Genomic DNA, 18,775 nt, shown 5'->3' with positions numbered 1-18,775 from the left:
GCTGCAAGCTCTTTGCTTATAGGCTGCAAGCGAAGCAAGAGCAGGCAATCGGTCAGGACCTAGGACTATGGCGCAGCCAGACCGCAAGACGCGGCCGCAATTTTCACAGCCGGTGCGGCAGATCATCATGATGCTGATCGCGCTGGGGCTCTCGGGATTCGGCGCTTTCGTCGCCCTGCCACGGGTGCTGCCGGTGTTCGAGGCGAACCCCTGGCTCAACGGCTTTATCGTCTTTGTCTTCGTGATCGGGGTGCTGGCCTGTTTCTGGCAGGTGGTGCAGCTTATCGGCTCGGTGCGCTGGATCGAGCGCTTTGCCGCCGGCGACAGTCAGGAACACCGTCGCCCGCCCTCGATGCTGGCGCCGCTGGCGTCGCTCCTCGGCTCGCGCTCGGCGCGGATGCAGCTGGGCTCGACCTCGACGCGCTCCATCCTCGACTCGGTCGCCAGCCGCATCGACGAAGATCGAGAGATCACCCGATACATCGTCAACCTTCTGATTTTCCTTGGCCTTCTCGGCACTTTCTACGGCCTCGCCACCACCGTTCCCGCCGTTGTGGACACCATTCGCAGCCTCGCCCCGCAGGAGGGCGAAGAAGGCCTGTCGGTCTTCAATCGCCTGATGACCGGGCTGGAGGCGCAGCTGGGCGGCATGGGCGTGGCTTTTGCCTCCTCGCTTCTGGGTCTTGCCGGTTCGCTGATCGTGGGGCTGCTGGAGCTGTTCGCGGGCCACGGGCAGAACCGCTTTTACCGCGAGCTGGAGGAATGGCTGTCCTCGATCACCCGTGTGAGCTTTGCCTCGGGCGAGGAGGGGGCGGGCGACAGCAATGTGGTGTCGCAGGTGCTGGACACGATGGCCGAACAGATGGACGCGCTGCAGGCGATGTTTGCCGAGACCTCCGAAGGGCGCGCGGCGGTGGACCGGAAGCTGGGCGAACTGGTGGAGACCATCCAGGAGATGAACCGCCGCCAGGAGCAGACCGGCACCATCACCGCGGCACTGGACCGCGTCGCCGTGGGGCAGGAGGCCCTGACCGAAATCCTGCGCGCCCAGGGCGAACAGGGCGGCATTGACGCCGAAAGCCGCATGCGTCTGCGCTCGATCGACGTGCAGATGCTGCGCATTCTCGAGGAAATCTCGGCCGGGCGGCAGGAAAGCCTGGCGGAGCTGCGCAAGGACATCGACCTGATGATCAAGGCCTTTGCCCGCCCGCGTGGCCTGTCGCGCGGTGGCGTGTCCGACCGCAGCGCGGGGGACTGATCCATGGCCCTCTCGCGGCGCACAGGGCAACGGTTCCAGGCCTCGATCTGGCCCGGCTTCGTCGACGCGATGACCGGGCTGTTGCTGGTGCTGATGTTCGTGCTGACCATTTTCATGGTTGTGCAATTCGTGCTGCGCGAGACGATCACCGGCCAGGAAAGCCAGTTGGATGAACTGTCGGCAGAGGTGAGCGCGCTGGCTGCCGCGCTGGGGCTGGAAGAGCGCGAAAATCGCCGCCTGCAGGCGCGGATGGGGGCGCTGACCTCGACCCTGAACACCGCGCAGTCGGATCTGGAAGAGGCAGAGGGGCGGATCGCGGCACTGACTGCCGAGCGTGACCGCCAGGCGGATGCGCTGGCCGAGGCCGAAACCCGCATCACCAGCTTCGAGGCGCAGGTGGCCGCGCTGATCGCCAGCCGCGACGCGGCGCAGGCGCGGATCGCGGATCTCAGTGCCGAACGCGACAGTCTGGAAGCCGCCCGCGATGAGCTGCTGAGCGAACAGGAGGCTCTCAACCTCGCGCTGGCTCAGGCCCGCGACGAACTTGATGCCGAGGCCGAGGCGGCACGACGCGCTGCTGCCGAGCGGGAGGCGATGGAGGCGCTGATCGCGTCCCTCGAAGAGGAGGGGACCCAGCAATCCCAGCAGATCAGCAGCTTGCAGGAGCAGCTTGACGCCGCCGACTCCGCCCGCCTGCTGGAAGCTGCCGCCGCCGAAGCCCTGCGCGAGAAACTGCAGGATGCCGATGCCGAGCTGACCGCCATGACCCTGGCGCTGGAGGCGCAGCGGCAGGAGGCCGAGGACACGCTGACGCTGCTGGCAGCCTCCGAGGCGGCGAAGAAGCAGCTCGATGCGCAACTGGCCGAGCTTGAGGCCGCCCGCGCCGCCGCCGACAAGGAAACCGCAGAGCTGGCAGCCGAACTGGCCGAAGCCAAGGCGGCGCTGTCGGTGGCCGAGGCCAGCGCGGATGAGCTGGACGTGCTGCGTCAGCGCCTGCTGAATGCGGTGGCGGCGCAGGAGTCGGCCGAAGCGCGCGCCGCCGAAGAGTTGAGCCGCGCCGAGGAGCGCGCGGCGCTTCTGGCGCAGGCGCGGGAAACCCTGGCACAGCAAAAGGCGGTGTCCGAGGACGCCCGTCGCGAGACTGCGCTGCTCAATCAGCAGGTTGCGGCGCTGCGCGAACAGCTGGGCAGCCTGCAGGCCTTGCTGGATGATTACGAGGCCCGCGACGCTGCGCAGCAGGTGCAGTTGCAGAACCTGGGCCAGGACCTGAACGCAGCCCTAGCCCGCGCCGCCTCCGAGGAGCGCAAGCGGCGGCTGTTGGAAGAGGCAGAGCGCAAACGGCTGGAGGCCGAGGCGGCAGCCCTTGCCGACAGGGCGCAGGATCTGGAGCGCTACCGCTCGGAGTTCTTTGGTCGTCTGCGCGACCTTCTGGGCAACCAGGAAGGGGTGCAGATCCAGGGCGACCGCTTTGTCTTTGCCTCCGAGGTGCTGTTTGCGCCCGGCAGCGCCACGCTGTCGCCGGAAGGCAAGGTCGAGATCGCCAAGGTTGTGTCGATCCTGCAGAGCGTGGTGTCCGCGATCCCGCCTGAAATCAACTGGATCATCCGCGTTGACGGGCACACCGATGACACGCCGCTGGGCGCCCATCCGAAATTCTCCGATAACTGGGAGCTGAGCCAAGGGCGGGCGCTGTCGGTGGTGCGCTACATGGTCGAAGCGTTGGGAGTGCCGCCCTCGCGGCTCGCGGCCAACGGGTTTGGGGAGTACCAGCCGGTCAATACCGCCGACACGCCGGAGGCCCGCGCGCAGAACCGCCGGATCGAGTTGAAATTCACCGAGAAGTAAGCCGCCCTCGACCGCCAGGGGCATGCCGATGCAACGGCATTGGAGGTCGGCATCCGGTATTGAGGGGGCAACCGGGAGGTTGCGCGCCCAGGCGATGCCGCGCCCGGTATGCGGCGCGTGCCCGGGTGCAACCCGCTTCACCATTGGAGACAGACTGCTCCCTGCGGAGACAGATCACTAGTTACACACGGGTTGCGGCCCCACCGGGCAGCAGGGCCTCTCTAGATCTATTGCTGGGAGCGATGAAATCAAATCCGGCAGCTTGCCAGCAGGGGACGGTGGGGGCGAAGGGCTCCCGCCAGGCGCAGCCGCCCCGGAGGGGCGGTTTGCCTGTTGGGCCGGGCTGCCGCCGGGGCTTGCGCCCCGGCGGCAGCGGTCGTGGCTGGGGCGAGGGCATGGCGCAGGGCGAGGGCGGATCAGCGGGCCGGGATCGTCATGCTGTGGCTGTAACTGTGGACCAGCTGCCCATCACGCAGCAGGCGCGCAGTGCCGGTATAGGTGCCGTCTGGCCAGCGATCCCGCCGTAACCGCCGTCCGGCGGCGCGGAAGAACTGGGCCTGGTTGCGGTCCAGGACGGTACTGTCGGACACCAGCGCGCCGTCGGGGCCGGTCACCGTCAGCTCCAGTTGGTCGCCTGCGCGGCCGCCATAGGCATAGGCCCAGAACACCAGTGCGGGCGCTTGGGCATCCAGCGGTGTCTCGTCGGCGTGGCCTTGCTTGATTGTGTCATAGGCGGGCACCGCCGTGCTGAAGCCCGCGCCAAGCAGCCCGCCGGGCTGATAGGGCGGCGGGGGACCTGCCCAAAGTGTGTCCTTCGCCGGGGCACCGCAGCGATCCGCGGAGTGGGGCGCAAACGGGTCCACCACCGCACCGTCCCGGCGCACCGATAGGTGCAGATGCGGGAACTGGCTCTTGCCGGACAGCCCCACTTCGCCCAGCACATCGCCAGCGCGCACCTGCGCGCCGGTTTCCACCCGGATCGAGCCGCGTTTCATGTGGCAATACTGGGTCTCCCACCCGCCCGCATGGCGCAGGACCACCCCGTTGCCGCATTCACGGCCCTTGATTGCCGCGGCATTGGCGTCGGTGGCATAGGCGTCCGGCATTGCATCGCGGGTGCCGCGCACCACACCGTCGGCGGCGGCGCGCACCGCAACGCCCGCTTCCATGTCCGTCAGGTAGGGCAGGGCAAAATCGGTGCCCTTGTGCCCCTCGTAGCTGAGCGTTCCGCAGGTGAAATCCGTGGCGCCCGGTCCCGGATCATGGTCGACGAACTGCTGGATATGGCAGTCTTCGCCCAGGGTGCAGTCCAAGGGGAACTGCAAACGAAAATCGCTCGCCGCGACGGGCGCGGCGAGCGAGACTGTTGCGATCAATGCCGCAAGGCGCATTATTCAGCGGTCAGCAGCGGCGGCTTGTCACCAGAGATACGCGGCTTGCCCGGGCCTTCGAGGCGCAGCTCCAGCTTGCCGTCCTTGATGCCGACCTGCACCACGCCGCCCTTGGTCAGCTTGCCGAACAGCAACTCCTCGGCCAGCGGCTTCTTGATGTGTTCCTGAATGACACGGCCCAGGGGGCGCGCGCCCATGCGGTCGTCGTAGCCCTTGTCGGCCAGCCATTCGGCGGCCTTGCGGGTCAGCTCGATCGAGACGTTGCGGTCCATCAGCTGGGCCTCCAGCTGGAGGACGAACTTCTCGACCACCTGCAGGATCACCTCCTTGCCCAGCGGCGCGAAGGAGATCACCGCGTCCAGACGGTTGCGGAACTCCGGCGTGAAGGTGCGCTCGATGGCGGCGGTGTCCTCGCCCTCGCGGCGGTCGCGGCCGAAACCGATCGCCGCCTTTGCCATGTCCGACGCACCGGCGTTGGAGGTCATGATCAGGATCACGTTGCGGAAGTTGACCGTGCGGCCGTTGTGGTCGGTCAGCTGGCCGTTGTCCATCACCTGCAACAGGATGTTGTAGACGTCCGGATGCGCCTTCTCGATCTCATCCAGCAGCAGCACGCAGTGCGGATGCTGGTCGACGCCGTCGGTCAGCAGGCCACCCTGGTCAAAGCCGACATAGCCCGGAGGCGCGCCGATCAGGCGGGAGACCGCGTGTTTCTCCATGTACTCGGACATATCAAACCGCAGGAGTTCCACACCCAGCTGATCCGCCAGCTGTTTCGCGACCTCGGTCTTGCCGACACCGGTGGGGCCCGCAAACAGGTAGTTGCCGATGGGCTTTTCCGGTTCGCGCAGGCCGGCACGGGCCAGCTTGATGGCGCTGGACAGGGCGGTGATCGCATCATCCTGGCCGAAGACCACGCGTTTCAGCGACTTCTCCAGATCCTTCAGCACCTCGGCATCGTCTTTCGAGACATTCTTGGGCGGAATGCGGGCGATCTTGGCGACCACCGCCTCGATCTCTTTCACGCCGATGGTCTTGCGGCGCTTGCTCTCGATCACCAGATGCTGCGCGGCGCCGGCTTCGTCGATCACGTCGATGGCCTTGTCCGGCAGCTTGCGGTCGTTGATGTAGCGCGCCGACAGCTCCACCGCGGTCTTGATCGCGTCCGAGGTGAACTTGATGCCGTGGTGCTCCTCGAAATAGGGCTTCAGCCCTTTCAGGATCTCGATGGAGTCTTCCACCGTCGGCTCGTTCACGTCGATCTTCTGGAACCGGCGGGACAGCGCGCGGTCCTTCTCGAAATGCTGGCGGAACTCCTTGTAGGTGGTGGAGCCCATGGTGCGCAGCTTGCCGCCCTGCAGGGCAGGCTTCAGCAGGTTGGAGGCGTCCATCGCGCCGCCCGAGGTCGCGCCCGCACCGATCACGGTGTGGATCTCGTCGATGAACAGCACCGCATCCGGGTGGTCTTCCAGCTCGGTGACAACGGCCTTCAGGCGCTCCTCGAAATCGCCGCGGTAGCGGGTACCGGCCAGCAGCGCGCCCATGTCGAGCGAGTAGATGGTCGTTTCAGACAGCACTTCCGGCACTTCGCCGTTGACGATCTTGCGCGCCAGCCCCTCGGCGATGGCGGTCTTGCCGACGCCGGGGTCGCCCACCAGCAGCGGGTTGTTCTTGCGCCGGCGGCACAGCACCTGGATGCAGCGCTCCACCTCGTGGTCGCGACCGATCAGCGGGTCGATATCGCCTTCGCGGGATTTCGCGTTCAGGTCGACACAGTATTTCGCCAGCGCGGATTCCTTCTTTTCCCCTTCGGGCGTGGTCGCCAGGCCTTCTTCTTCCTGCTCGGTGGCGCCGGTCACCGGGCGCGATTCACCGTAGGCGGGATCCTTGGCCACCCCGTGGGCGATGAAGTTCACCGCGTCGTAACGGGTCATCTCCTGGTCCTGCAGGAAGTAGGCGGCGTCGCTTTCGCGTTCGGCGAAGATGGCGACCAGCACATTGGCCCCCGTCACTTCGGTCCGGCCGGAGCTTTGGACGTGGATGGCCGCGCGCTGGATCACCCGTTGGAAGGCGGCGGTGGGCACCGCCTCGGAGCCGTCCACATCGGTGACCAGATTGGCCAGATCTTCATCCACGAATTCCACCAGCGCGGATCGCAATTCGCCGAGGTCGACACTGCAGGCGCGCATCACGCGGGCGGCGTCGGGCTCGTCGATCAGGGCCAGAAGCAGATGTTCCAGGGTTGCGAATTCATGACGGCGTTCATTCGCCAGCGCCAGCGCTGCGTGAATGGCCTGTTCCAGGGTGCTCGAGAATGAAGGCACGGGCGTGCTCCTCTGATCTTGGGTTGGCCGGTGGAGAGGTATTAACCAACTCCTCAGTTCAACCATGTGCTTATAAGGTTAGAGTTTGGTTGATAGCGCGCCGGCTTCAAGGTCTTTTCTTCATTTTGCGGTCACATTTATTTTGGTCCTGTTGCAGCCGGATACCGCCGCGGGGGATCAGAAATTGTCCTTGCGTTTGCGGACCTCGGCAAAAACCTCAACGTCTTCAGCATCTTCCATGCGCAACGCGGCGCGGATCGCCGGGTCGTGCGGGCGCAGGAAGGGATTGGTGTCAAGCTCAAGCTGCAGCGAGGCAGGCACCGTGGGGCGGCCTGCGGCGCGGGTCGAGGCGATATCGCGCAGGCGCTCTTGCAAGGCGGGGTTGTCCGCATCGATGGTGGCGGCAAAGGCGCCGTTGGACTGGGTGTATTCATGGCCCGAATAAACCATGGTCTGCGGGGGCAGACCCGCCAGCCGCGACAGGCTGGCCCACATCTGCTGGGGCGTGCCTTCGAACAGCCGCCCGCATCCCAGCGCCATCAGGCTGTCGGCGGTGAACACCGCCTCGGCACCGGGCAGGTAAAAGGCGATGTGGCCGACCGTGTGACCGGAGACATCCATCACCAGAACCTCCTCCCCCAGCAGCGAGAAGCGCTCGCCGTCGGCAACCGCCTGGTCCAGTGGCGGCAGCCGGTGGGCGTCAGCCGCGGCGCCGATCACCCTGGCGCCATAGGCGTCGCGCAGGTCGGCCACGCCGTCCACGTGGTCCCAGTGGTGGTGGGTCAGCAGGATCCAGTCCAGCCCCCAGCCACGCTCCGAAAGGGCGGCCTTGATCGCGCCTGCCTCGGGTGCATCCACCAGTGCGGTCTCGCCCGAAGCCGGATTATGGATCAAATAAGCATAGTTATCCGACAGGCAGGGCAGGGTGATGATCTCAAGAGGCATGGTCATTCGCCTTTACATTGCTAAACTGAGTCCAGATTGGCCGAAGCAACAGGCGCCCGCAATGCATCTTGATGTCCAGGATCTGAGGAACTTCTACTACCGCAGCACGCTGGGCCGGGCCGCGCAGGCCTCGATCCGTGGCCGCTTGACCCAGCTCTGGCCCGAGGCCGCGGGGTTGACGGTGGCGGGCTTCGGATTCGCGGCCCCGCTTCTGCGGCCCTACCTGTCCGAGGCCCGACGGGTGATGGCGCTGATGCCGGGGCCGCAGGGGGTCATGCAATGGCCCGCGGGCCAGCCCAATGTCTCGGTCCTGTGCGAGGAAACCAGCTGGCCGGTGGAGACCGGGCGGATCGATCGGCTGGTGCTGCTGCACGGGCTGGAAACCTCCGAGCGGCCCGCCCGGCTGCTCGAGGAATGCAGCCGGGTTCTGGGGCCGGGCGGCAGGGCCATCTTCATCGTGCCCAACCGGGCCGGTCTGTGGGCCCGGTCGGACCTGACCCCCTTTGGCTTTGGACGCCCCTACACGCTGCGTCAGCTGGAAGGTCAGCTGCGCGAGCATGAATTCACCATCGAGCGCCACACGGCCGCGCTGTACCGGCTGCCCAGTCACAAGCGGTTCTGGCTGAAAACCGGCGCCATGTTCGAGCGCATGGGGGATCGGCTGCCCGCGATGCTGGCGGGGGGCGTGTTCATGGTGGAAGTCAGCAAGCAGACGCATCCGCAGAAGGGCCACATGATCCGTCCGCGCACCCCCAACCCCATCCGGGTGCTGGAGGGGCTGTCAAACCCGCTGACCGAACCGGCCTGAGCCCCCGCCCGGGCGTCCGCGGGCAGGCGTTTTGCGGCCGATTTGGTTTTTCCGAATTGACGCCCCGCGGCTGCGGCGCTCAGATGCGGCTGCAAACGCGGTGCTGGTGTAACAATTTTGCCGTGGATTCGGGCTTTCGGAATCGCCAATTTGCGCGCTTCTGGTGCAGTTTTTGTGGATTATATTGCGGTCAAAGGGCCGCACTCGTCGCAAGTGTTTGAAATGACGGGGAACTCGCATTCTTTCAATACCGTTATAGACAGTTGATAGGTCGCATCCGCTCTGCTAGACCCACGCTGATTTCAACGCCCCGCTGCCTAGGGCGGGCTGACTCACGCCCCCGGACGCCGCCTGTTGCCAGGTATGCCAACCGGGGCCAAAAACATATCGGAAGGGTGGACGTGTCCGAACCAGCTTCGATTTCTGCAGGCATTGCTGCGCGCTATGCCACTGCGGTGTTCGACATCGCGGAAGAGAACAAGGCGCTCGACAGCCTTGAATCCAGCATCAATGATCTGGCAGCCGCGCTGGCTGACAGCGACGACCTCAATGGCCTGATCCGCTCGCCGCTCGTCTCGCGCGAGGAGCAGGGCGCCGCAATCACCGCGGTCGCGGACAAGATGGGGCTGGACCCCGTCCTGCGCAATACCCTGGCGCTGATGGCGGACAAACGCCGTCTGCACGTGCTGCCCGCGCTGATCGACGCGCTGCGCGCCCGCCTGGCCGAAGCCCGTGGTGAAGTCACTGCCGAAGTGACCTCCGCCAAGGCGCTGACCAAGACCCAGAGCGAAAAGCTGGCCAAGACTCTGGCCGAGCGCGTGGGCAAGAAAGTCACTATCAATGCCACCGTCGATGCCTCCATCATCGGCGGTCTTGTCGTTAAAGTGGGCTCGAAGATGATCGACAGCTCGATCCGCTCCAAGCTCAACTCCCTACAGAATGCAATGAAAGAGGTCGGATAAATGGGTATCCAAGCAGCAGAGATTTCTGCGATCCTTAAAGACCAGATCAAGAATTATGGTCAAGAAGCAGAAGTGGCAGAAATCGGCCGCGTGCTGTCCGTTGGGGACGGTATCGCGCGCGTTTACGGCCTCGACAACGTCCAGGCCGGCGAAATGGTCGAATTCCCGGGCGGCGTCATGGGGATGGCGCTGAACCTCGAAGCCGACAACGTCGGTATCGTGATCTTCGGCTCCGACCGCGACATTAAAGAAGGTGACACCGTCAAGCGCACCAACTCCATCGTGGACGTGCCGGTGGGCAACGGCCTGCTGGGCCGCGTTGTCGACGGTCTGGGCAACCCGCTGGACGGCAAGGGTCCGATCACCGACGTCACCCGCGGCATCGCCGACGTGAAGGCGCCGGGCATCATCCCGCGTAAGTCGGTGCACGAGCCGATGGCAACCGGCCTGAAATCCGTTGATGCGATGATCCCCGTTGGCCGTGGCCAGCGTGAGCTGATCATCGGCGACCGTCAGACCGGTAAGACCGCGATCGCGCTCGACACCATACTGAACCAGAAATCCTACAACGACGCCGCTGGCGACGACGAGTCCAAGAAGCTGTACTGCGTCTACGTTGCTGTGGGCCAGAAGCGTTCGACCGTTGCCCAGCTGGTGAAGAAGCTGGAAGAGACCGGCGCGATGGAATACTCCATCGTCGTGGCCGCAACCGCGTCCGACCCGGCACCGCTGCAGTTCCTGGCTCCCTACGCCGCGACCGCGATGGCGGAATTCTTCCGCGACAACGGCCGTCACGCGCTGATCATCTATGATGACCTGTCCAAGCAGGCCGTGGCCTACCGCCAGATGTCGCTGCTGCTGCGCCGTCCGCCGGGCCGTGAAGCCTATCCGGGTGACGTTTTCTACCTGCACTCCCGCCTGCTGGAGCGTTCGGCAAAGCTGAACGAGGACTTTGGTGGTGGCTCGCTGACCGCGCTGCCGATCATCGAAACCCAGGGCGGCGACGTGTCCGCGTTTATTCCGACCAACGTGATCTCGATCACCGACGGTCAGATCTTCCTGGAAACCGAACTGTTCTACCAGGGCATCCGCCCCGCCGTGAACACCGGTCTGTCGGTGTCGCGCGTTGGCTCCTCGGCCCAGACCAAGGCGATGTCCTCGGTTGCCGGTCCGGTGAAACTGTCGCTGGCCCAGTACCGCGAGATGGCGGCCTTTGCCCAGTTCGGCTCCGACCTGGATGCCGCCACCCAGCAGCTGCTGAACCGTGGTGCGCGTCTGACCGAGCTGATGAAGCAGCCGCAGTACTCGCCGCTGACCAACGCGGAAATCGTCTGCGTCATCTTCGCCGGCACCAACGGTTACCTCGACAAGGTCGACGTCAAGGACGTGGGTCGCTACGAGGCTGGCCTGCTGAGCCACCTGCGCGGCAAACACGCCGACCTGCTCGCCGACATCACCAACAACGACCGCAAGGTGAAAGGTGAGCTGGCTGACAAGATCAAGGCTGCGCTGGACGAGTTCGCCGCTAGCTTCGCTTAAGGGGAGGATGAGGCTATGCCGAATCTCAAGGACCTTAAAAACAGGATCGCGTCGGTCAAATCGACCCGCAAGATCACCAAAGCCATGCAGATGGTGGCCGCGGCGAAACTTCGCCGCGCCCAGGAGGCTGCCGAGGAATCCCGCCCCTACGCCAAGCGCTTCAATGCCGTGATGGCGGGGCTGGCGGCCTCGGTCGGTGGCAGCGACACCGCGCCCAAGCTGCTTCGCGGCACGGGCTCGGATCAGGTGCAGCTGCTGGTCGTGATGACCGCAGAGCGCGGCCTGTGCGGCGGCTTCAACTCGAACATTGCCAAGCTCGCGCGCCAGAAGGCGCACGAGCTGAAGGCCGCGGGCAAGACGGTCAAGATCCTGACCGTCGGCAAGAAGGGCCGTGACGCCCTGAAGCGCGACTTTGGCGATGACTTCATCGGCCATGTGGACTTGAGCGAGGTCAAGCGGGTTGGTTACGCCAACGCGCAGGAGATCGCCAAGGGGATCCTCACCCGCTTTGACGCAGGTGAATTCGATGTTGCCACGATCTTCTACGCGGAGTTCGTCAACGTCGTGACCCAGATCCCGACCGCACAGCAGATCATTCCGGCCTCCTTCGAGGCGGCGGAAGGGGACGGCGCGAGCGCGCTGTATGACTACGAACCCAGCGAAGAGCAGATCCTTGCCGACCTGCTGCCCCGCGGCGTGGCGACCCAGATCTTCTCGGCCCTGCTGGAAAACGGTGCATCCGAACAGGGTGCCCGGATGAGCGCGATGGACAACGCGACCCGCAACGCGGGCGAGATGATCGACAAGCTGACCATCGAGTTCAACCGGTCGCGCCAAGCCGTGATCACCAATGAGCTGATTGAAATCATTTCGGGCGCTGAGGCGCTCTAAGAGACAACCGGAGACCAACAAATGGCACAAGCAAAAGGCAAGGTGACTCAGATCATCGGCGCCGTTGTGGACGTCCAGTTCGACGACCACCTGCCCGCAATTCTGAACGCGCTGCACACCGAGAACGACGGCAAGACCCTCGTCCTCGAAGTGGCGCAGCACCTCGGCGAAAACACCGTCCGCACCATCGCGATGGACGCGACCGAAGGTCTGGTCCGCGGTCAGGAAGTGACCGACACCGGCGCGCCGATCTCGATCCCGGTGGGCAACGCCACCCTGGGCCGCATCCTGAACGTCGTCGGCGAGCCGGTTGACGAAAAGGGGCCGGTCAACGCCGCGGAAACCCGTGCGATCCACCAGCCCGCACCGGAATTCAACGACCAGTCCACCGAATCCGAGATCCTGGTGACCGGCATCAAGGTGATCGACCTGCTGGCGCCCTACGCCAAGGGCGGCAAGATCGGCCTGTTCGGCGGCGCCGGCGTGGGCAAGACCGTTCTCATCATGGAACTGATCAACAACATCGCCAAGGTGCACTCGGGCTACTCCGTGTTCGCCGGTGTTGGTGAGCGGACCCGTGAAGGTAACGACCTGTACTGGGAAATGATCGAATCCAACGTGATCAAGCCGGACAACCTGGAAGAATCCCAGGTGGCCCTGGTCTACGGTCAGATGAACGAGCCTCCGGGAGCCCGTGCCCGTGTTGCGCTGACCGGCCTGACCCTGGCCGAGCAGTTCCGCGACCAGTCCGGTACCGACGTTCTGTTCTTCGTGGACAACATCTTCCGCTTCACCCAGGCGGGTTCCGAGGTTTCGGCTCTGCTCGGCCGTATTCCTTCGGCGGTGGGCTACCAGCCGACCCTGGCAACCGACATGGGTGCGATGCAGGAGCGTATTACCTCCACCAAGAACGGCTCGATCACCTCGATCCAGGCCGTCTACGTTCCCGCGGACGACCTTACCGACCCGGCACCGGCAACCACCTTTGCCCACCTGGACGCAACCACCGTTCTCAACCGCGCGATCTCGGAACTCGGCATCTACCCCGCCGTGGACCCGCTCGACTCCTCCTCGCGCCTGATGGACCCGCAGATCGTTGGCGAAGAGCACTACAAAGTGGCGACCGACGTTCAGCAGATCCTTCAGCGCTACAAGTCGCTGCAGGACATCATCGCGATCCTCGGCATGGACGAACTGTCGGAAGAGGACAAGCTGACCGTTGCGCGTGCGCGTAAGATCCAGCGTTTCCTGTCCCAGCCGTTCGACGTGGCAAAGGTCTTCACCGGTTCCGACGGTGTCCAGGTTTCCCTGGAAGACACCATCGCCTCGTTCAAGGCGGTTGTGGCCGGCGAATACGACCACCTGCCCGAAGGCGCCTTCTACATGGTTGGCGGCATCGACGAAGTGATCGCCAAAGCCGAGAAGATGGCTGCGGAAGCCGCCTAAGAATGGATTTTCCCCCGCGCCCTTTGCCGGGGGCGGGGGAACCCTGAAAGGAGGCCCAAATGGCACAAACGATGCAATTCGACCTCGTGAGCCCCGAGCGGAGCCTGGCTTCGCAGCAGGCAAGCGCGGTTCTGATCCCCGGAGCCGAGGGTGACATGACGGCGATGCCTCAGCATGCGCCGACCATCACCACCCTGCGCCCCGGCGTGCTGAAGGTCGAAAGCCCGGAAGGCAACTCGGAGTATCTGGTGACCGGCGGTTTCGCCGAAATCGCGGGCGACAGCCTGTCGGTTCTGGCCGAACGTGCGATCCCGATGAACGAACTGACCCGCGAGCAGCTCGATGCGCTGATCGAAGAAGCCCGCGAGATGTACAAAACCGCGAAAGAAGAAGACCAGCCCCACGGCCTGGTCGAGGACGCAGCCAAGCTGCTCGCCGACATGGAAGCCCTGGGCACCCATATGGCGATCTGATCCTCCCGCGGATTGGACGATCTTGAAACCGGCTCCCGAAAGGGGGCCGGTTTTTTGTTGGCGTTTGAAAGGGGTTTCTTGGCGCAGGGTACCTATTGGGCTGACGCTGAAACCAGTGTTGCACCCGGGGTCCGGTAATTGTCAGCAAAGCGGAAAAAGGTGAATTCGCGGCGGATGCACCAATGTCGGCTTTGGAAATCAACCAAACTCCTCAAGTCACCTAGTTGGCGGCTTCGACCACTGACACCCACAGTGCAAGCATGTTGCTGTCCTCCATGTGAACCATGCGTCGGTGGAGTTGCTGTTCCCACGGACCCGGCTTTGCTCGTGCGTTACGCAAAGCCTCCTCAAATGCTTCAACCGCTTGCTCTACCTTCCCTAACTGAGAAAGCGCGATCCCTCTTTCCAGTTCGATGCGGCTCCCCTTTGCTCGTTCGAGAGTTGAGAACTTCATCCAAGCACCAGCGGCGAGTGAAATATTGCAGAACCGAAGCTTTTGGGCTCCCTCATAGTGATCCTTCCGGCACGCTCCTGCCATCATCCCTGCGGTCATTCCGCTCAGCCACACGAAAAGAAAGGCACATACAAAGATTGTAGTGGCCCAAGTCTTGAGTTTTGATTTTTGCGTGTCGGTAGACGTTTCCATGCTGCTTGGTATCAAACGCTCAAAATAAGGAAAGGTAATGAAGCGGCATTTCGTGCAAAGTGCAGCATTCGTGAAAATGGGCTCTCTGCCGACTTACGGTGATGAGGCGGCAGGGCTTCAGCAAAACTCCACCAGGACGCTGCTGCCAGACGACACCAGGACGGCCCAAAGACGACCTTCCAGCAGGGCGCAGCGCAGGCTCTGCGGCAGGCGCGAGGGGTTTCCCTAGAGCGGACCTTCGGGTCCGCTCAGCTGACCAGGGCGATGCTGCAATCAGTGCAGAAGTCAGCGAAGCGCAGGAAGTGACCTCTGCAAAGTCGACAGATCTCGCGGCTTTGCGGGCGACCCATGCCGCAGGCGCAATAAGAAGAGCTGACCTTCGCTGCAGGTGCAGCCGCCGACCACCTTCGAATGTCAGCGGCGGGGGACAAAGTGAGCTTTCGCTGCACGTGCGCCAAGGTCAGCGTCCCTCGCTGGCTATCGGATTCAGCCAATTTTCCGAAGCGTTTGAAGGTCGCAAATCGTTGCGTACCCCATTGCCCTCTTGATACCGGGCAACAGCGCAGCTCCATTCATCGCGAAACTGATTTCTATCAACCCAGCTTCGCCATAAGCGTCTAGGACCTTGGCCCGGGCTTCAGCATCGTCTTGACGTTGGCCCACAACGGCATCTGAGAGGCGAGCAACCGCTTGTAACTCGTCTGACAGTGCTGAGTAGGTTGACTGCAGGATCGCAGTTATAGCATCCCGCGAAACGCCCGCTTTCCTGGCCAGGTTGATTTCTGCTTCGACGCAGGTGCCGCAATCCGCTGCGATTGCCCCCCGAAGACGCGCCGTATGATACGCTTCGGCCGACACGTTTTTGTTTGGATCCAGAAAGGAAAATATCTTTCCATAGCGTACCATCAAACCGAAATCAGTTTTTGCAATCTGATGAGCATAATCTAAGTTGACGCCAGTGCGCTTTTCCCCTGCTGACACCAACAAACCTAAAACTTTTTTCAGCATCCCGTCTCCTCATATCCCTAGAACCTAAAAGCCATAAATGAACCGGACATTGGTTCAAGGTGCGGCATTGTGCAAGAATGGGTTCTCAGCAGCCATCCAATGGCTCCATGGCGCGGCGTCTGCCGCGCTACAGCTGCCCCCCTCCCACTCCCGTGATGCCACCGTAGCGCCACATTCCCTTAACCCGTTCCTCATCAATTTTCTGAAAATTGCCCTGCATGACATTTACCCAATCTGCAGGATTCTCCGTGACCGACTGGACCTCCGGCTATGTCGCCGACATCGACTACACTCACGACTTCCACAGCCAGCTGACCCCGGCGACCCTCGCCTTCTGCGCCACCGCGCAGGGGCATCGGCACGGGCTTGGCCAGCCGCGGCTCAGCTATTGTGAACTCGGCTGCGGGCAGGGGTTCTCGGCCAACCTGCTGGCCGCCGCGAACCCGCATATCGAGTTCCACGCCATGGATTTCAGCCCGGCGCATATCGCCGGTGCGCGCGAACTGGCCCAGCAGGCGGCGCTGGACAACGTCCAGTTCCACGAACGCTGCTTCGCCGATTTTCATCAGGCCGCCGGCCTTCCGGCCAGCTTTGACATCATCGCGCTGCACGGGGTGTTCAGCTGGGTCTCGGCAGAGAACCGCGATCACATCCTGCGCTTCATTGCCGACAGGCTGAAGCCGGGCGGGCTGGTCTATGTCAGCTACAATGCGATGCCGGGCTGGGCCGCGGCCATGCCGCTGCGCCAGCTGCTGCGCAGCCGTGTCGACCAGGGCAGCGGCCCGCTGCCGACCCGCATCCAGGAGGCCATCGGCTGGGCGCGCAAACTGCAGGAGGCCGGTGCCGGTGTCTTTGCCCGCAACCCGCTCGCGGGCAAACGGCTGGCCCACATGCAGAAGATGCCGAAAAACTACCTCGCGCATGAATACTTCAACGCCGACTGGACGCCCTTCTATTTCGAGGACCTGAAGGACGAGATGGGGCAGGCCAAGCTGGATTTCCTTGGCTCCACCAGCCCGCTCGACAACCTGGATGATGTCCGCTTCACCCCCGAGCAGCAGGCGCTCCTTGAGGCAGAGAGCGATCCCTGCCGCCGCGAGGGGCTGCGCGACATGCTGCTGAACGAGCATTTCCGCACCGATGTTTTCGTGAAGGGCAAGCTCGCCCATACCCCGCGCGGCGAAATCGGCGGCTGGTTCGAAACCCCTCTGGCGTTGGTGCGCCCCTATTCCGGCGGCCGGTTGACCTTCCAGCACCGCGGCGCCGAGATCGACCTTGCGCCGGAGCAATATGCCCCGGTCCTGACCGCCCTGTCACAGGCGCCCGCCACGGTGCGCGCGCTTCTGGATCAGGGGGTGTTCGGCAGCATGGACTGGGCCAGCATCCGGCGCATGCTGATGGTGCTCATTGGCTGTGGCTGCCTGGTGCCCTGTCTGCCGCTCGAAGACCTTGAGCGCCGCCGCGACAGCTGCCGCAAGTTCAACCAGGCGGTGTGCAAACGGGCCGAGGACAGCGACACCCTGGGCTTCCTCGCCTCGCCGGTCACCGGCGGCGGGGTGGCGCTGGATCGGCTGGAACAGCTGTTCCTGCTGGCGCTGGACGAAGGCGCGCAGGCGCCGGCCGACTGGGCGGCGCTGGCGTGGCGCATCCTCGCGCCGCAAGGCCAGAGGTTGCAGCACGAGGGCCGGGTGCTGGAAAGCGACGAGGAAAACATCGCACTGCTGAAAGCCCGCGCCGGCAATTTCGCGGCCCGCCGGCTGCCGGTGTTGCGCAGCCTGGGCGTCGCGCCCGCACCACAGCAGGCACCTGCCGCACAGCGCGCCAGCGCCGTCGCCTGACGCCGGTCCGGGGCAGGCCCGCGGTATCCGGGCCTGCCATTAGCAATTTGAAAATCTGTCGTCGCTAGACAGATTTGGCAGACGTATTTCACTGACAGGAACCAACACGTGTCCTTTGAAGATCGCACGCTGGCCCCGCAGGCCAGAGGCCGTGAGGCCGCCTTTGCCCTGGATGAAGTGTTTTTCTCTCGTACGGATAGCCGCGGGGTGATTCTGGCGGGCAACACGGTGTTCAGCCGGGTGTCCAAATTCCCGCTCCAGGAGATGCTGGGCGCTCCGCACAAGCTGGTCCGTCACCCCGACATGCCGCGGGCGGTGTTCCAGCTGATGTGGGACACCATCCGCAACGGCGATACCGTCGGGGCTTATGTCAAGAACAAGGCCAGCGACGGCAGCTACTACTGGGTGTTCGCGGTCATCACCCCCTGTGAGGGGGGCTACCTGTCAGCCCGGATCAAACCGTCCAGCCCGTTGTTGAAGACGATGCAGCAGGAATACGCGCGCCTGCGCCAGGCCGAGCTGAACGAGGGGCTGGACCCCAAGCAGAGCGTCGACCGGCTGCTCGCGCGGCTGCGGGAGATGGGCTATGCCACCTACAGCGATTTTGCAGGCCACGCGCTGGCAGAGGAGTTGGTGGCGCGGGACGCGGGGCTGCATCGCCCGGCAGACGAGCGAATCGTCGAACGGCGCGCCATGTTCGCCACCGCCGAACGGCTGGTGCAGGAAACCGAGGCGCTGGTGCAGGACTTTGAATCGATGCGCACCATCCCGCACAACCTGCGGGTCATCGCCTCGCGTATCGAGCCGGCGGGCGGGCCGGTCACCGTGTTGTCGCAGAACTACAGCGCCATGTCGCGCGAGATGTCCAGCTGGTTCGAGGCGCATGTCTGGGGCAAGGACAGCAATTTCCGCGCGATCAAGGGCACCGTGACCGCGGCCATCTTTGTCGAGGGGCTGGCGCGTATCCTGACCGAATGCGGCCACCAGCTGGAGCAGGAAAACCCGGACGCCGCGGCCACCATCAACATCACGCATGAGCAGGGCATCCTGAAGCAGCTGAAGGGCGTGCAGGTCGAAAAGGCGGGCAGCAGCCTGCGGGATGTGCGCTTCGAGGCCGCCCGCATTCAAAAGGCCTGCATGACGTTGCACCGGCATTTCATGGCGCTGACCACCACGCGGGTGCTGTGCAAGATCGAATGCGCGCGGCTCGGCAACGTGGGCGAGTCGCTGAATTCGATCATCGACGAATTGGGCCTGTTCCAGGACCGGATCTCCGCCCGGCTCGAGGAAATCACCCGGCTCAGCACCGCGCTCAGTGCCGAGGACAGCTGAACGCCGCCGCGCCGCACACCCCGAGACCGCATGTGGCAATTCGGCCAGTTTCAGGGCGCGGGCCCGGTT

At 64.1% G+C, this 18,775-nt stretch carries 15 protein-coding genes; 10 read left to right on the top strand and 5 right to left on the bottom strand.

Features of this window, described 5'->3' with window-relative positions:
• Positions 1–67: 67 nt before the first annotated feature.
• Positions 68–1,258 carry a hypothetical protein gene (locus AB9K35_RS09205; protein WP_222455057.1) on the top strand — a complete coding sequence of 397 codons (1,191 nt, stop codon included), beginning with the start codon at positions 68–70 and terminating at the stop codon, positions 1,256–1,258.
• A gap of 3 nt (positions 1,259–1,261) precedes the next feature.
• Positions 1,262–3,103: a peptidoglycan -binding protein gene (locus AB9K35_RS09200; protein ID WP_369925499.1), complete on the top strand. Its 1,842-nt coding sequence runs from the start codon at positions 1,262–1,264 to the stop codon at positions 3,101–3,103.
• Between the two features lie 416 nt (positions 3,104–3,519).
• Here the strand turns inward: AB9K35_RS09200 and AB9K35_RS09195 are convergent, their stop codons facing one another.
• The 3 genes from AB9K35_RS09195 to gloB form a co-directional block, all read right to left on the bottom strand.
• Positions 3,520–4,494 (bottom strand): M23 family metallopeptidase, encoded by a 975-nt coding sequence (locus AB9K35_RS09195; RefSeq protein WP_369925497.1) that lies wholly within the window; start codon positions 4,492–4,494, stop codon positions 3,520–3,522.
• A complete protein-coding gene (gene clpA / locus AB9K35_RS09190; RefSeq protein ID WP_222455060.1) occupies positions 4,494–6,818 on the bottom strand; it encodes an ATP-dependent Clp protease ATP-binding subunit ClpA in 2,325 nt (774 codons plus the stop codon). Before clpA ends, AB9K35_RS09195 begins: the two co-directional genes overlap by 1 nt.
• Positions 6,819–6,995: 177 nt before the next feature.
• Positions 6,996–7,769 (bottom strand): hydroxyacylglutathione hydrolase, encoded by a 774-nt coding sequence (gene gloB / locus AB9K35_RS09185; RefSeq protein ID WP_369925495.1) that lies wholly within the window; start codon positions 7,767–7,769, stop codon positions 6,996–6,998.
• A 55-nt stretch (positions 7,770–7,824) separates the two neighbouring features.
• Here gloB and AB9K35_RS09180 point away from each other — a divergent pair, with 55 nt between their 5' ends.
• From AB9K35_RS09180 to AB9K35_RS09155, 6 genes are all read left to right on the top strand, one after another.
• A complete protein-coding gene (locus AB9K35_RS09180) occupies positions 7,825–8,571 on the top strand; it encodes a class I SAM-dependent methyltransferase (RefSeq protein ID WP_369925493.1) in 747 nt (248 codons plus the stop codon).
• A gap of 401 nt (positions 8,572–8,972) precedes the next feature.
• On the top strand, positions 8,973–9,533 hold the full coding sequence (locus AB9K35_RS09175; RefSeq protein WP_222455063.1) for a F0F1 ATP synthase subunit delta: 561 nt from the start codon (positions 8,973–8,975) through the stop codon (positions 9,531–9,533).
• The gene (gene atpA / locus AB9K35_RS09170; RefSeq protein ID WP_222455064.1) at positions 9,534–11,072 is read left to right on the top strand and encodes a F0F1 ATP synthase subunit alpha; all 1,539 of its coding nucleotides are present in this window, start codon (positions 9,534–9,536) and stop codon (positions 11,070–11,072) included. It begins immediately after the preceding gene.
• Positions 11,073–11,087: 15 nt separating this feature from the next.
• Positions 11,088–11,963, top strand: a complete 876-nt coding sequence (locus tag AB9K35_RS09165; RefSeq protein ID WP_222455065.1) for a F0F1 ATP synthase subunit gamma — start codon at positions 11,088–11,090, stop codon at positions 11,961–11,963.
• Between the two features lie 21 nt (positions 11,964–11,984).
• Positions 11,985–13,409, top strand: coding sequence for a F0F1 ATP synthase subunit beta (atpD, locus tag AB9K35_RS09160; protein WP_222455066.1), 1,425 nt, complete (start codon positions 11,985–11,987; stop codon positions 13,407–13,409).
• 59 nt (positions 13,410–13,468) lie between these two features.
• The gene (locus tag AB9K35_RS09155) at positions 13,469–13,882 is read left to right on the top strand and encodes a F0F1 ATP synthase subunit epsilon (protein WP_222455067.1); all 414 of its coding nucleotides are present in this window, start codon (positions 13,469–13,471) and stop codon (positions 13,880–13,882) included.
• 220 nt (positions 13,883–14,102) lie between these two features.
• On the opposite strand, the gene AB9K35_RS09150 is transcribed toward AB9K35_RS09155, so the two are convergent.
• Both AB9K35_RS09150 and AB9K35_RS09145 read right to left on the bottom strand, forming a co-directional pair.
• On the bottom strand, positions 14,103–14,528 hold the full coding sequence (locus AB9K35_RS09150) for a tetratricopeptide repeat protein (RefSeq protein WP_369925489.1): 426 nt from the start codon (positions 14,526–14,528) through the stop codon (positions 14,103–14,105).
• 486 nt (positions 14,529–15,014) lie between these two features.
• A complete protein-coding gene (locus AB9K35_RS09145; protein WP_369925487.1) occupies positions 15,015–15,536 on the bottom strand; it encodes a hypothetical protein in 522 nt (173 codons plus the stop codon).
• Positions 15,537–15,784: 248 nt separating this feature from the next.
• On the opposite strand from AB9K35_RS09145, the gene AB9K35_RS09140 reads away from it, so the two are divergent.
• Positions 15,785–17,374, top strand: coding sequence for a methyltransferase regulatory domain-containing protein (locus AB9K35_RS09140; protein WP_369925485.1), 1,590 nt, complete (start codon positions 15,785–15,787; stop codon positions 17,372–17,374).
• Between the two features lie 108 nt (positions 17,375–17,482).
• Positions 17,483–18,706: a PAS domain-containing protein gene (locus AB9K35_RS09135; protein WP_222455070.1), complete on the top strand. Its 1,224-nt coding sequence runs from the start codon at positions 17,483–17,485 to the stop codon at positions 18,704–18,706.
• Positions 18,707–18,775 lie beyond the last annotated feature (69 nt).

This window comes from Leisingera sp. XS_AS12, assembly GCF_041224635.1.
Lineage (GTDB): Bacteria > Pseudomonadota > Alphaproteobacteria > Rhodobacterales > Rhodobacteraceae > Leisingera.
This window is presented reverse-complemented; position numbering and strand designations above follow the sequence as displayed.